General features: G+C 61.1%; 16 protein-coding genes. 9 read left to right on the top strand and 7 right to left on the bottom strand.

Annotation, left to right across the window (positions count from 1 at the left end):
* Window positions 1-4: 4 nt before the first annotated feature.
* Genes ahcY through WC529_03825 form a run of 5 tightly spaced genes read left to right on the top strand, consistent with a single transcriptional unit; the run spans window position 5 to window position 3,655 of the window.
* A complete protein-coding gene (gene ahcY / locus WC529_03845; protein MFA5113414.1) occupies window positions 5-1,267 on the top strand; it encodes an adenosylhomocysteinase in 1,263 nt (420 codons plus the stop codon).
* Window positions 1,268-1,537, top strand: coding sequence for a DUF5665 domain-containing protein (locus WC529_03840; protein ID MFA5113413.1), 270 nt, complete (start codon window positions 1,268-1,270; stop codon window positions 1,535-1,537).
* The gene (lspA, locus tag WC529_03835) at window positions 1,538-1,987 is read left to right on the top strand and encodes a signal peptidase II (GenBank protein ID MFA5113412.1); all 450 of its coding nucleotides are present in this window, start codon (window positions 1,538-1,540) and stop codon (window positions 1,985-1,987) included.
* Window positions 1,987-2,748 (top strand): prolipoprotein diacylglyceryl transferase, encoded by a 762-nt coding sequence (gene lgt / locus WC529_03830; protein ID MFA5113411.1) that lies wholly within the window; start codon window positions 1,987-1,989, stop codon window positions 2,746-2,748. Before lspA ends, lgt begins: the two co-directional genes overlap by 1 nt.
* A gap of 10 nt (window positions 2,749-2,758) precedes the next feature.
* A complete protein-coding gene (locus tag WC529_03825; protein MFA5113410.1) occupies window positions 2,759-3,655 on the top strand; it encodes an RluA family pseudouridine synthase in 897 nt (298 codons plus the stop codon).
* Here WC529_03825 and WC529_03820 read toward each other — a convergent pair.
* Genes WC529_03820 through WC529_03805 form a run of 4 tightly spaced genes read right to left on the bottom strand, consistent with a single transcriptional unit; the run spans window position 3,633 to window position 6,263 of the window.
* Window positions 3,633-3,902, bottom strand: a complete 270-nt coding sequence (locus tag WC529_03820) for a hypothetical protein (GenBank protein MFA5113409.1) — start codon at window positions 3,900-3,902, stop codon at window positions 3,633-3,635. The genes WC529_03825 and WC529_03820 overlap by 23 nt on opposite strands.
* A gap of 43 nt (window positions 3,903-3,945) precedes the next feature.
* Window positions 3,946-4,767 carry an agmatinase gene (speB, locus tag WC529_03815; GenBank protein MFA5113408.1) on the bottom strand — a complete coding sequence of 274 codons (822 nt, stop codon included), beginning with the start codon at window positions 4,765-4,767 and terminating at the stop codon, window positions 3,946-3,948.
* On the bottom strand, window positions 4,764-5,849 hold the full coding sequence (locus WC529_03810; GenBank protein ID MFA5113407.1) for a deoxyhypusine synthase family protein: 1,086 nt from the start codon (window positions 5,847-5,849) through the stop codon (window positions 4,764-4,766). The genes speB and WC529_03810 overlap by 4 nt, the downstream gene beginning before the upstream one ends.
* A 3-nt stretch (window positions 5,850-5,852) precedes the next feature.
* A complete protein-coding gene (locus WC529_03805; protein ID MFA5113406.1) occupies window positions 5,853-6,263 on the bottom strand; it encodes an S-adenosylmethionine decarboxylase in 411 nt (136 codons plus the stop codon).
* A gap of 90 nt (window positions 6,264-6,353) precedes the next feature.
* On the opposite strand from WC529_03805, the gene rpsA reads away from it, so the two are divergent.
* From rpsA to queF, 3 genes are read left to right on the top strand one after another with little or no spacing between them, the layout of a single operon-like run.
* A complete protein-coding gene (gene rpsA / locus WC529_03800) occupies window positions 6,354-7,874 on the top strand; it encodes a 30S ribosomal protein S1 (protein MFA5113405.1) in 1,521 nt (506 codons plus the stop codon).
* Window positions 7,871-8,650: an orotidine-5'-phosphate decarboxylase gene (gene pyrF, locus WC529_03795; GenBank protein MFA5113404.1), complete on the top strand. Its 780-nt coding sequence runs from the start codon at window positions 7,871-7,873 to the stop codon at window positions 8,648-8,650. Before rpsA ends, pyrF begins: the two co-directional genes overlap by 4 nt.
* On the top strand, window positions 8,638-8,970 hold the full coding sequence (queF, locus tag WC529_03790; GenBank protein ID MFA5113403.1) for a preQ(1) synthase: 333 nt from the start codon (window positions 8,638-8,640) through the stop codon (window positions 8,968-8,970). The genes pyrF and queF overlap by 13 nt, the downstream gene beginning before the upstream one ends.
* Here the strand turns inward: queF and WC529_03785 are convergent.
* A complete protein-coding gene (locus WC529_03785; protein MFA5113402.1) occupies window positions 8,960-9,502 on the bottom strand; it encodes an HD domain-containing protein in 543 nt (180 codons plus the stop codon). The genes queF and WC529_03785 overlap by 11 nt on opposite strands.
* 65 nt (window positions 9,503-9,567) lie before the next feature.
* Here WC529_03785 and WC529_03780 point away from each other — a divergent pair, with 65 nt between their 5' ends.
* Window positions 9,568-11,121 carry a glycogen/starch synthase gene (locus WC529_03780; protein ID MFA5113401.1) on the top strand — a complete coding sequence of 518 codons (1,554 nt, stop codon included), beginning with the start codon at window positions 9,568-9,570 and terminating at the stop codon, window positions 11,119-11,121.
* Here WC529_03780 and trpA read toward each other — a convergent pair.
* A complete protein-coding gene (gene trpA, locus WC529_03775; GenBank protein MFA5113400.1) occupies window positions 11,090-11,857 on the bottom strand; it encodes a tryptophan synthase subunit alpha in 768 nt (255 codons plus the stop codon). The genes WC529_03780 and trpA overlap by 32 nt on opposite strands.
* On the bottom strand, window positions 11,823-12,995 hold the full coding sequence (gene trpB / locus WC529_03770; GenBank protein MFA5113399.1) for a tryptophan synthase subunit beta: 1,173 nt from the start codon (window positions 12,993-12,995) through the stop codon (window positions 11,823-11,825). Before trpB ends, trpA begins: the two co-directional genes overlap by 35 nt.
* Window positions 12,996-13,018: the final 23 nt, after the last annotated feature.

The following is a 13,018-nucleotide window of genomic DNA, read 5'->3' as shown; positions in this document are numbered from 1 at the left end:
AAGCATGCCGAGCCACGACATTAAAGACCCAGCTCTCGCCCCCAAAGGCAAACTCCGGATCGAATGGGCCGAGCGCGACATGCCGGTCCTCGCCCGGGTCAGGGAAAAATTCGCCAAAAGCCAGGTGCTGAAGGGGAAAAAGCTGAGCGCCTGCCTTCACGTTACCGCCGAAACCGCCAACCTGGTCCGGACGCTCAAGGCCGGCGGCGCCGATATAGTCCTCTGCGCGTCCAACCCGTTATCGACCCAGGATGACGTCGCCGCTTCGTTGGTGGCCGACTACGGCATCCCGGTCTACGCTATCAAGGGGGAGAACACTGACACTTATCATAAACACCTGGTCGCCGCGATCGAACATTCTCCGGTCATCACCATGGACGACGGCTGCGACCTGGTCTCGGCCATTTCCGCCAAATATCCGGCGGTGGCCAAGCAGATCATCGGGAGCATGGAAGAGACGACGACCGGCGTTATCCGGCTCCGGGCAATGGAGCGGGACGGCGCCCTCAAGTTCCCGGTTATCGCCGTCAACGACGCGACGACCAAGAACCTGTTCGATAACCGCTACGGCACCGGGCAATCGACCGTCGACGGCATTATCCGGGCGACCGATTTCCTGATCGCCGGCAAGACCATCGTCGCCGCCGGCTACGGCTGGTGCGGCAAAGGTTTCGCCCTCCGCTGCAAGGGGATGGGCGCGAACGTCATCATTACCGAGGTCGACCCGGTCAAAGCGCTCGAAGCGGCCATGGACGGCCACCGGGTCATGTCGATGGCGGAAGCGGCGCCGCTCGGCGACCTTTTCTGCACGCTGACCGGCAACGTCAACGTGATCCGGCCGGAACATTTCGCGGCCATGAAGGACGGGGCGATCGTCTGCAACTCCGGCCACTTCGACGTCGAGCTCGACCTGAAAGGGTTAAAGAAGCTGGCGAAAAAAGAGGTCAAGAACGTCCGCAACTTCGTCGACCAGTATGTCCTGCCCAGCGGCCGGAGCATCTACCTCCTGGCGGAAGGCCGGCTGGTCAATCTCGGCGCCGCCGAAGGGCACCCCGCCTCGGTCATGGACATGAGCTTCTCGACGCAGGCGCTGGCGACCGAATACGTCATCAACCAGGCCGGCAAGCTCGGCCCCAAAGTCTACGCCGTCCCGGCGGAGATCGAAGCGTGGGTCGCGGCGGCCAAATTGCAGTCGATGGGGATGGCGATCGATCAATTAACGCCGGAACAGGTCAAATATCTCGCTTCCTGGCAGGAGGGGACATAAATGGACGAAGAGAACAGACTTCTTGAAGCGCTCGAACAGGTCCGCCGGGACAAACATCAGCCTTGGCGGTATATCATGTTTACCTTCTTGAACGGGATCGCCCAGGGGCTCGGTATGGCGCTCGGCATGACGCTGCTCCTTGGCATCCTGCTCTATATGCTGACCGTGATCCTGTCGCACATGATCAATTTCCCGGTTGTCGGCGCTTACGTTAGCGAGCTGATGAAGATCATGGAAACGTCCGTCAGACATGGGGGCAGGGTCAGATAAGTGGCGATTTTCTATCTTAACGCCCTGCTGGTCCTCGCCGTCGACCAATTTCTCAAGCACCTGGTCCACCGGTTCATGTATTTCGGCCAGTCGATCCCGCTCATCGATGACGTGGTCAGGCTGACCTACGTCCGCAACACCGGAGCGGCTTTCTCCCTGTTCGTCGGCTTTTCCCCTTATCTGGCGGTGGTCGGCGTACTGGTGGCCATCTTCGTCGTCTATTACCATTATCGGATCCCGGCCAATAACTATCTGATGCAACTGGGCCTGTCTTGTCTTTTGGGCGGCAGCATCGGCAACCTGACCGACCGGGTGGTCCGCACCTACGTCATCGATTATCTCGACATCACCATCTGGCCGGTCTTCAACTTCGCCGACATCATGATCAACCTCGGCGTCTTCCTGATCCTGCTCAACTTCCTGAAGTCGCCGGACGAGGAACAGGGCTGATGCATCCGGTCATCTGGCAGGCCGGCGGGTTCACGCTCCACGCGTACGGCCTGATGGTGGCGCTCGGCCTGGGGATCGGCGTCGCGCTGATCGCTTATTTCGCCTGGCGTTACGAAAAGATCGCCCCCGAAACGATCCTCGACCTGGCGCTCTACTGCATCCTCGGCGGCATCGCCGGCGCCCGCCTCCTGTACGTCGCCGGCCAGTGGGAATATTTTGCCGAACACCCGCTGGAGATCGTCATGCTGCAGAACGGCGGGCTGGTTTTCCTCGGCAGTTTCCTGGTCGGGATCCCGCTCCTCGCCTTCCTGGTCAAAAAAAGAAAACTCTCCCTGCTCAAGGTCCTCGACGCGACCGCTCCGGGGATCTCCCTCGGCTACGCGATCGGCCGGCTCGGCTGTTTCCTGAACGGCTGCTGTTTCGGCCTGCCGACCGATCTCCCCTGGGGGCTCGTCTTCCCCGCCGGTTCGCTGGCCGCCCAGTATTGCCCCGGCGTCCGGGTCCACCCGACCCAGCTCTATTCCTCGCTGCTCATGCTGCTGGTCTTTGCCGTCACCGCCCTGCTCTACCGGCGCAAACGGTTCGACGGCGAGATCGCTTCCTGGTGGTTCATCCTTTACGCTTTGTACCGCTTTACGGTCGAGGCCTTCCGTTTCAGCCCGTTCCATTGGTTGTCCCTGACGCCGGTCCAATGGCTGGTGCTGCCGCTTTTCCTCTTCGGCATCTGGGGGTTGTTTTATTTTCGCCGCCGCGCCGCCTAAAGCCTTTGCGCTGACCGTCACGGCCGAACAGCAAGGGACGCGGCTCGATCATTTCCTGGCGACCGTCGCCGCGCTCGACCTCTCCCGCTCGCACGCGAAAAAGTTGATCGAGGACGGGCTGGTCACCGTCAATAATGCCCCGGCGGAGCCGAGCTACAAGCTGAAACTGGCCGACCGGGTCAGCGGCGCCGTTCCGCCCGCGCTCGAGCCGACGGTCAAGCCGGAGAACATCCCGCTCGACGTCGTTTTCGAGGACGCGGATATCATCGTCGTTAATAAACCGCAGGGGATGGTTACCCACCCCGCTCCGGGGCATTATCACGGGACCCTGGTCAATGCGCTGCTGGCGCATACCCCGCATCTTGCCGCTTACGGCGCCCCGCTCCGGCCCGGCATCGTCCACCGGCTTGATAAAGACACCTCCGGCCTGCTGGTCGTCGCCAAGAGCGATCGCGCTTATCTCGACCTGATCAAGCAATTCAAGGAGCGGACGGTGGCAAAGACCTACGCGGCGCTGGTCCACGGGATCATGAAGAACGACGCGGGGACGATCGCGGAGAACATCGGCCGCCACCCGGTCCACCGGAAAAAGATGGCGGTCATCAAGGGGGAAAGCCGGTCGCGCTCGGCGGTCTCCGAGTACCGCGTTCTGGAACGGCACGCCGATACGACCCTGGTCGAGGTCAGGATCAAGACCGGGCGGACGCACCAGATCAGGGTCCACCTCAGCTACATCGGCCATCCGCTGGTCGGCGATCCGACCTACGGGAAAAGAGAAAATGGGCTAGGGATAAAAGGCCAGATGCTGCACGCGCGAAAATTAAGTTTCCACCATCCGGTCAGCGGAGAAAAATTGACGTTCGAAAGCAGTTTACCGGCAGCGTTTACACAATGGCGTAGGTCGTAACGAGGCCGACGGTCAGCGGTATCCCGACCAGGACCAGGACTTCCCGCAGGGCGATCCCCATGTTAAAGAGGCCGAAAGCGAAATAACCGCCGAGCGCCGCGATCACCATGACCGCCAGCGCGTTCAGCGCCAGCTGGCGCAGGTCCTTCTTCGGCTTTGCCGCCGCCGCCGGCGCGTGCTCGATCGGCTGCGCCTTCGGCTGTTCCGCCGGCTGGATGATCCTGACGACTACGTCGCGGCTATTCATACCATAGGTATATCGTGCCCCGGGCGGGGAAATTTCAGCGGTTTTAGCGGCTCAGGAAGCCGATCAGCTTGTAAACCAGGCGGGCAATGGTAAAGTCGGAAGCGCTATCGCCCCGGCGGGGAGCCAATTCCACGACGTCAAAACCGACCACGTTCCGATCGGCGCAGAGCCCTTTTAACAGGACCAACATTTCCGCCCAGCTGAAACCGCCCGGCTCCGGCGTCCCGGTCGCGGGGACGACGGACGGGTCAAAAACGTCGACGTCGATCGTCAGGTAGACGTTCCGGCTCAGTTCGGCCGTCACCTTGGCCAACTCATCCCGCTGGCGGGCAAAGACGATCCGGTCGAGCTGCCGGTTCTTTTGCGCCCACTCGTGCTCTGCCCGGGAGATGCTCCTGACCCCGGCCTGGACGAGGGGGCACAGTTCCCAGATCCGCCGGGCGGCGCAGGCGTGGCTGTTCTTCTTCCCCTGATAGGTATCGCGCAGGTCGGCATGCGCGTCGAGTTGGAGCACCGAGAGGTCGGGATACTTGGCCTTGCAGGCCTTGACGGCGTAGGGAGAAAGCGAATGTTCCCCGCCGAGGATGACCGGGATCTTATCATCGCGCAGACAACTCGCGACTCGCGACTCGAGACTCGCGACCGGGGACGGCTTGTCGGTATAGACCCCGGCTTTAACGCACGGTTCGGAGCCGAGCTCTTCGTCAAACCATTCGATCTCGCGGGAAGCCTGCAAGATCGCCGCCGGGCCGTGCTTGGTCCCCTTGCCGTAACTGGTGGTCGCTTCGTGCGGGCAAGGGATGACGACGAACTGCGCTTTGGCCCGGTCGGCCGGTTTTTGCGTGAGGCCCAGAAAATTGCTCATCGTTCGTAGCGCACCTTAAGCTGGTCGCGCGACCAGTCGTAGCGCGGTTTCGGCCGTTTTTTGGCCAGCGGTTCGACCTCGCACAACCCCTGCGCCAGAAGCGGCAGGGCGATCGTCAGGTCGCAAAAACACTGGGTCATCTTGGCGTGGCCGGCGATCTTTCCCCAGCTCTGCGCTTCCTGGAAAGTGCAGCCGGAAAGCCCGCCGAAGTGCGGATTGTCGGTCGTGATCTGGACGGCGTATTCGTGGCCGGGGAGCTGGTTCCCCAAGATCATGTTGAGCAGTTCGGTCTGCTGGATAAAGTTCTTCGGCACCCCGCCCCCCAGGTAGATAACGCCGGACTTCCCCGAGTTTTCCGCGATCTGCACCGTTTCGTCGGTATCTTTCATCTGGTCGATGTAGCGGAAAACTTTTTTCCCGTCCCGGCGGTAGGCCTTGCCGTCCTTACTGTCCTGGATCCCGTGCCGGGCCATGACAAAAGAATAACCGATCGAACTGTCGCACAGCGCCGGGGCAAAGACCGGGATCCCCGCCTTGGCCGCCTGCAGGACAAAAGAATCCTTATTGACCGCTTCAGCGGCCAGGTATAAGCCGAGATGCTTCAGGAATTCCCGCGAGGAATACTGGTAATCGGGGTCGAGCGTTTCCAGAAAGACCTGGATGCGCCGGTCGACCTTGCGCTGCAGCTCTTCCTGGACCAAAACGTCGTAGAAGCGGTCGATCCCCTCTTTGAGCAGCGCCTGGTCGTCAACCAGGGCCGAGCCCCGGTAGTGGACGACGCCGAGCGCTTCGGCCAGGTCGTGGAAAACCTGCGCGCCGGTCGAGACAATGACGTCGACGAACCGCTTTTCCACCAGGTAGCTGATGACCCGCCGCATGCCGGCCGGGATGATCGCGCCGGAGATCCCGAGCCAGATGGTGATCTTCTTCTGCCGCAGCATCTCCTGCCAGATGGCGTACGCTTCGCCGAGCGCTTTCCCCTGGAAGCCAGTCGCCAGCATGCCGTCCAGGATGTCGGCGGCGTTTTGCCCTTTGCTGACCCGGAACGGGATCGTCGGATTTTTCAGGTATTTGGAAGCCATAGCTCAGTGGTAAACGCGGGGGCGGACTCGCTCTTCGACTGCAACGGCGACTTCCGGGCTGCGATTGATCATGGTCAGTTCGTGGTCGCGGGCGGCGAAGGCGCCCAGTAAAAGCTCCCTGGCCAGCTCCGCGTTAAAGTCGCGGCAGGAAAAAAGATCGATGACCGCCCGCCCCCGTTCCGGGAAGGTATGAACGGAGATGTGCGCGTCCTCGACCAGTACGACCCCCGTGACCCCCGCGTCTTCCGCGACCCGCCCGGTATATTTGAAGACCGATGGGGTGGCAATGGGGGTCATCCCCAGTCTGGCGGGCAATTCTTCGAGGACGTTAAAAATTAGCGCTACGTCGGCCATTTTTTCGGCCGGGCAGCCGGACAGATCGAGGGTTAAGTGCGGATTGCCGTGCGTTTCCACAACTGATAATTTAGGCGCTTTTCCCCGGTTTGTCAAGAGAGGGCGGCAACCCTTGTCCGCCTGCCGGTTTTATGGTATTATTTCTAAGTTATGGCTGAAGAACTCTCCGCGACATCTTTTGACAAAAGCCAGGGCGACGCCGGTTTATCCGAAGTCGAAGAACTGATCCGCCAAACCCTGGCCGAGACCAAACGGTTCGAAAAACCGGCCGAGACGCCGGCCTCCCCGGCCGCCGACAAGAAAGACGAATTCCGGGCGACCGCCTTTGCCGCGGCGCCGAAACCGGCACCAGCCCCAACGCCCGTTCCCGCCGCGCCGGTCTTAGCGAGCGAAAAACCGGCCCCGCGCCCGGCCGCCGCCAAACCGGCGGCGGAACCGTCCGCTTACGAAGCGACCATGAAAGAATACCAGGTCGGCGATATCGTTAAGGGGAAGGTCCTCAAGGTGGATCCCTCCGGCGTCCTGGTCGATATCAAGTACAAGGCCGACGGCCTGATCCCGATGGAGGAATTGTCCGACCGCTCCGGCCGCTCGGCGGAAGAGACGGTCAAGGTCGGCGACGTCATCGACGTCCTGATCGAAAACCTGGAAAATAAGGAAGGCTACGCCATCCTCTCCAAGAAAAAGGCCGATTTTGAAAAGAACTGGAAGATCGCCAACAACGCTTACCACAGCCGGTCTCTCCTGGAGGGGAAAGTGCTCCAGGCCTTGAAGGGCGGACTGGTCGTCGATTGCCAGGGGATGCGCGGTTTTGTCCCCGCTTCCCAGGTCGCCAAGCGGCCGGAAGAGACCCTCGAGTCTTTCGTCGGCCAAACCCTGCCGCTCCGGGTCATTGAAGTCAACCAGCGCCAGGGGAAGATCGTCCTCTCGCACCGCCAGGCGGCCGGCGATAAAGAAAAACTCGACTCGCTCAAGATCCTCGATGAGCTGGAAGTCGGCCAGGTCCGCAAAGGGAAGGTCTCCCACCTCAAGAGCTTCGGCGCTTTCGTCGACCTGGGCGGGATCGAAGGGCTGATCCACCTGACCGAGCTCTCCTGGAAACGGGTCAAGCACCCGTCGGAAGTGGTCAAGGCGGGCGAAGAGATCGACGTTTTTGTCCTCGGCGTCGACCGGATCAACAAGAAGGTCTCCCTCGGCCTCAAGGAACTCCAGCCCGACCCGTGGGCCAACGCCTCCGACCTGTACAAACCGGGCCAGACCGTCAAGGCCAAGGTCCTCCGCTTCGCCAAGTTCGGCGCTTTTGCCGAGCTGGAGCGGGGACTGGAAGGGCTGATCCATATCTCCGAGCTCGCCAAGGCCCCGGTCCAGAACCCGGGCGACGCGGTCAAGATCGGCGAGACCTATGATGTCAAGATCCTGCGCGTCATCCCCGAAGAGCAGAAGATCGGCCTCTCGATCAAGGAAGTGATCAGGGAACGGGAGCGCAAAGCGGCCAAAGCCGCCCCGCCGCCGCCCGCCGCCAGCACCGCGACGACCGAAGAGAAAAAAGTCACCATCGCCGACATGATCGCCGAAAAGGAACGGGCCAAGGCCGAAAAAGAGGCGGAAGCGGCCGAGGTGATCGACGAAGGATCCGAAGACCAGACCGCCAGCGACCAATCCGGGACATGAGCTTCGTCCAACTTCTTGACCAGGCTTCCGCCGCCAACCACAGCGCCCTCTGCGTCGGCCTCGACGTCGATTTAAGCCAGCTTCCCGCCCGGTTCCTCAGCACCGACGACCCGATCCTGAACTTCAACATCGCCGTGATCGAGGCGACCGCCAACCTGGTCTGCGCTTACAAGCCGAACGCCGCGTTCTACGAGATGTACGGCCTCTACGGCCTTAGCTCCCTGATCCGGACGATCGACTACATCCATGCCCATACCAAGGTCCCGGTCATTCTTGACGCCAAGCGCGGCGACGTCGGCCACTCTTCGGCCGCCTACGCCAAGGCGGCGTTCGAGTCGCTCAAGGCCGACGCCGTCACCGTCAATCCGTACATGGGGCACGACTCGGTCAAGCCGTTCCTCGATTACCGCGATAAAGGAACTTTTGTCCTCTGCCTGACGAGCAACGCCGGCAGCCAGGACTTTGAGGCGGCCGGCGGCCAAGAGCCGCTCTACCTCTCCGTGGCCAAGCACGTCAAGGAATGGAACCACTACGGCAACTGCGGCCTGGTGGTCGGCGCCACCAAGCCGGACGAGCTGCAAGGGATCGCGGCGATCGCCGGTGAGATGCCGATCCTGATCCCGGGGGTCGGCGCCCAGGGGGGCAGCCTCGAAGCGGCCGTCAAACACGGCGGCCAACGGCCGATCATCAACGCTTCGCGCAGCATCATTTACGCGGCGGAACCGAAAGTGGAAGCCAAAAAACTGCGCGACGAGATCAACAAATGCCGGAAATAGCGGTTATTGAGAATAAGAACGCCGACCGCGATTACGCGGTCAATATCGAGTTCCCGGAGTTCACCTGCGTCTGCCCCAAGACCGGCCTCCCCGACTTCGCCACCATCAAGATCGAATATATTCCCGACAAACTGATCGTGGAGCTCAAGTCGCTGAAGCTTTACTTTGTCTCCTACCGGAATGTCGGCACTTTCCACGAAGAGGTCGTCAACAAGATCCTGGACGACCTGGTCGCCGCGTGCAAGCCGCGGAAGATAAAGGTGGTCGGGGAATTCAACGTCCGGGGCGGGATCAAGACGACGGTTAGCGCTAGTAAGTAGAGTCCGCCTGCTGCAGGATCTGCAATTCCACGGGGTCATCCAGGGCAAATGGCTCAACGCGCGGGTCGTGTTTCTTAATGATCATCAAATACTCCCCGGAAACGCCGATCTTGGCCAGCATATCCGCCCCGACCAGGCCGTGGTGCTTATGGACAAAGAACTTCCGGAACAGCCGGCGCCGGGCACCCAGGTCTGCCAGGCGGTCGTAGAGATAGGGGAAAAAGAACCGGAGCAGCACCAGGCCCGCCTTGGCCAGGATCGAGTTGTGCTCCGCCACCTTGCCGATATCGTGGAGCAGGCCGAGGATCGCCAGTTTGCGCGGATCGAGCTCCGGGTTGTAAAGGGCTAGCTCCAGCATCTTTTTGGCGACTATCACCGCGTGCTTTTTCTCGTAGGTCGGCAGCTGGTTGAACAGCCCCACTTCTTCGCTGCTCAGGTAGCTCCGGACAAAAGCGTCGTCTTCTTTCAGGTAGACCGCCGAGAGATTGGCGTAAAACTGCCTGACGCGATAAATCAGCCTGTTAATAAACATAAGCCGGGGGGATTATAGCATATCAATAGTGAAATTTCGGCCGGAGACGGTCGAAATCATCTTGTATGAGAGTTGCCGCCAGCAGAAGCAAGCCCTTGCATATTTGGATGGTCACGCCCGAGATGTCCGGCATTAAAAAAACCGGCGGCCTGGCCGACGCCGTTTCCGGCTTGAGCGAAGGATTGGCCCGGCTCGGCCACACGGTCACCGCCATCATGCCCAAGCACCTCGGCACGCTGGAGCTTTTTCTCCGCGCCAAATTCAATCTCAATTATTTTGACGATATGACCGTGCCGGTCGGCGACCTGCGCACCCCGACCTCGATCATCAGGGGGTCGATCCGCGACGAGGCGAGCGGTTTCAACATGAACGCGTTCTTCCTGGATACCGCCGATTCGACCGCCTTCGGCAGCCGGACCCGGCTGTACGGCTACCAGGACGACGCCCACCGTTTCTTTTTTTACAACCGGGCAACGCACGAGCTCTTTTGCAAGTTCCTGGCCGAAAAGAAACGGGGCAAATTCATCCCCGACATCGTCCACTGCCACGACTGGCAGACGGGGATAACCCCGTTCCTCTTCAATTACTTCGGGCCGTCGGCTGCGACCGTCCGCACCATTTACAATATCCATAACCTCGGCTACAGCTGCGGCGAGCGGAACCTCGATCCCTGGAACTTTGCCCACAAGATCGGCGTTTCGACCAATAGCGATCCCCGGCTGTTCGGCCCGGATGGGCTGGAGTTCTACGGCCGCGTCGAGCCGCACAAGGCCGCCCTGCTCTTTGCCGACCGGGTCGTCGCGGTCAGCCCGGCTTACGCCGAGGAGCTGCGCAGCGGGAAGACCGATCCGCCTGCCGACCTCTATGCCGGTATCCTGAAAACGCGCGGCAGCGACATGACCGGGATCCTCAACGGCTTGCCCGACAATTTCGGGCCGACGCTGTTCTTTAACCAGGGAGTTATCCCGGCCAATTTTGGCCCGGCCGACCTGAGCGGCCGCACGGTTAACCGCGCAGCTTTGCAGGACCGGTTGGGATTGCCCCGCGATCCGGAAGCGATGGTGGTGGTCTGGTCGTCGCGCCTGGCCGACCAGAAAGGGATCGATATCACCATCCAGGCGCTGCCGGAGATGCTGGAAAAGATCCCGCGCTCGCAATTCATCTTCGTCGGCGACGGCGAACAGCGCTACGTCGATGCGTTAAACGACCTCGCCAAGCGCTACCCCGGCCGGGTTAAGATCGAAAAATTCAACGAGCAGCTGGAGATCCTGGCGCTGGCGGGCGGGGATGTGCTCTTGATGCCGTCGCGCTATGAACCGTGCGGGTTGAACCAGATGAAAGCGCAGAAGCTCGGGACCGTGCCGTTCGGGCGGGAAACCGGCGGGCTGATCAACACCATTGCTTACGCCAAGACCGGCTATTCCTTCTGGGAACTGTCACCGGAGGCGATGACCGAAAAACTGGTCGAAGTCTGGACCGCTTTCCAGAACAAGCCGTTCTGGCAGGAAATGGTCGCCCGGATCACGCAGCTGGATTATTCCTGGGACAGCCGGGCGCAGGATTATGTCGACCTCTTCCGCGACGCCCTCAGCGCCCCGCGCCGTCGATGGCCTTTCTGAGCGACGCGACGAATTTGACCGCTGCCGGGCGCTTCCCTTTGGCGATCAGGTCGACGATCGCCGAACCGACGATCACGCCATCAGCAACCTTGGCCGCTTCCTTGGCCTGAGCCGGCGTGGAGATCCCGAAGCCGACCGCGACCGGCAGCTTGGTGAACCGCTTAACTTTGGCGACCAGCGCTCCCAGGTCGGCGGCTAATGCCTGCCGCTTCCCCGTTATCCCCGCGACCGAGACAAGATAGACAAAACCGGACGATTTCTCCGCCGCCAGCTTGATCCTTTTCTCCGTCGACGTCGGCGCAATTAAATATATCTCATCGACCCGCGACCCGTGACCCGCAACGCGCGACTCTTCGGGCGGCAGGTCCGGGACGATCGCGCCGTTGACTCCGAACCGCGCGCAATCATCGTAGAATTTTTGTTCGCCGTACTGGGCGATCAGGTTATAAGCCAGCATAAAGCAGAGGGGAATACTCGAGCGCTTTCTGACCCGGCCGACCAGTTTAAAAACTTCCGCCAGGCTGACGTTCTTTTTCAGCGCCCGCTGGTGCGAAGCCTGGATGACCGGGCCGTCGGCGAGCGGATCGGAAAAAGGGATCCCCAGCTCGATAATGTCGGCGCCGGCTTTGACCAGGTCAAAAACCAGTTTCTCGGTCACCGCCAGCGACGGATCGCCGGCGGTAATGTAAGTTATTAAGGCTTTACGCCCGGCGAAGGCTTCTGATACTCTCGACATCCTTATCTCCCCTGCCCGACAGGCAGACGATCACGGTCTGCGACCGGTCCATTTGCGGCGCCAGTTTCCTGAGGTAGGCGATCGCGTGCGACGATTCCAGCGCCGGGATTATCCCTTCGGTCCGGGACAGCAGCCGGAACCCGTCCAGCGCCTCTTTATCGTTAGCCGTCACGTATTCGACGCGTCCGGCGTCTTTCAGATAACTGTGCTCCGGGCCCGAGCCGGAATAATCGAGGCCGGCCGAGATCGAATGAGTATTCATGATCTGCCCGGTTTTCGACTGCAGAACATATTCCCGGGCGCCGTGCAGCACGCCGATCGTCCCTTTGCAGAGCGAGGCCGCCCCCGCCGCTTCCACGCCGATGATCCGGACCCCGCTGTCCGCCAGGAACGGGTGGAACAAGCCGATCGAGTTCGAACCGCCGCCGACGCAGGCAACAAGGCAATCCGGCTCTTTTTTCTCCGCCGCCAGATGCTGCACCTTAGCTTCCCGGCCGATGACCGACTGGAAGTCGCGGACCATCAGCGGATATGGGTGCGGGCCGACGCAGGAGCCGAGGCAGTAAAAAGTGTCGGTGGGGTGCGCCATCCAGTCGCGGAAGGTTTCGTTGACCGCGTCTTTTAAGGTTTTGCTCCCGGCCGTGACCGGGATGACTTTTGCGCCGAGCAGTTCCATCCGGAAAACGTTGAGCGCCTGGCGCTTGACGTCTGCCGAGCCCATGTAGACGGCGCATTCCATCCCGAGCAGCGCCGCGCCGGTCGCCGTGGCGACCCCGTGCTGCCCCGCGCCGGTCTCGGCGATGATCCGCCGTTTCCCCATCCGCCGGGCTAGAAGCAGCTGTCCCAGGACGTTATTAATCTTGTGGGCGCCGGTGTGGCAAAGGTCTTCGCGTTTTAAATAGATCTTCGGGCCGCCCAGCTCGTCGGATAACCGCGCCGCGCAATAGAGCGGCGTCGGCCGGCCGGCATATTGTTCCAGATAATAGTCGAGCTCGGCCTGGAAAGCGGGGTCTTTTCTCGCGGTGAAATAAGCTGCGGTCAATTCCTCCAGCGGCGCCATCAGCGTCTCCGGCACGAACCGTCCGCCGAATTGGCCAAAATAACCGCGGCTGTCGGGTAGCTGGTGGGAATCGACCATGGTGAGATAATTATAAGCTAATA

The sequence above is a fragment of the Candidatus Margulisiibacteriota bacterium genome, assembly GCA_041650855.1.
Taxonomy (GTDB): domain Bacteria; phylum Margulisbacteria; class WOR-1; order O2-12-FULL-45-9; family XYB2-FULL-48-7; genus JALOPZ01.
The sequence above is the reverse complement of the archived record's forward strand: the minus strand, read 5'-3'. Positions and strand labels throughout refer to the sequence as shown.

Coding starts and splice junctions, on each gene's coding strand:
- trpA (MFA5113400.1), bottom strand. CDS start 11,857: ATGTCGAGAGTATCAGAAGCCTTCGCCGGGCGTAAAGCCTTAATAACT.
- lgt (MFA5113411.1), top strand. CDS start 1,987: ATGCATCCGGTCATCTGGCAGGCCGGCGGGTTCACGCTCCACGCGTAC.
- WC529_03785 (MFA5113402.1), bottom strand. CDS start 9,502: ATGTTTATTAACAGGCTGATTTATCGCGTCAGGCAGTTTTACGCCAAT.
- queF (MFA5113403.1), top strand. CDS start 8,638: ATGCCGGAAATAGCGGTTATTGAGAATAAGAACGCCGACCGCGATTAC.
- WC529_03780 (MFA5113401.1), top strand. CDS start 9,568: ATGAGAGTTGCCGCCAGCAGAAGCAAGCCCTTGCATATTTGGATGGTC.
- WC529_03820 (MFA5113409.1), bottom strand. CDS start 3,902: ATGAATAGCCGCGACGTAGTCGTCAGGATCATCCAGCCGGCGGAACAG.
- ahcY (MFA5113414.1), top strand. CDS start 5: ATGCCGAGCCACGACATTAAAGACCCAGCTCTCGCCCCCAAAGGCAAA.
- speB (MFA5113408.1), bottom strand. CDS start 4,767: ATGAGCAATTTTCTGGGCCTCACGCAAAAACCGGCCGACCGGGCCAAA.
- rpsA (MFA5113405.1), top strand. CDS start 6,354: ATGGCTGAAGAACTCTCCGCGACATCTTTTGACAAAAGCCAGGGCGAC.
- WC529_03810 (MFA5113407.1), bottom strand. CDS start 5,849: ATGGCTTCCAAATACCTGAAAAATCCGACGATCCCGTTCCGGGTCAGC.
- WC529_03840 (MFA5113413.1), top strand. CDS start 1,268: ATGGACGAAGAGAACAGACTTCTTGAAGCGCTCGAACAGGTCCGCCGG.
- trpB (MFA5113399.1), bottom strand. CDS start 12,995: ATGGTCGATTCCCACCAGCTACCCGACAGCCGCGGTTATTTTGGCCAA.
- pyrF (MFA5113404.1), top strand. CDS start 7,871: ATGAGCTTCGTCCAACTTCTTGACCAGGCTTCCGCCGCCAACCACAGC.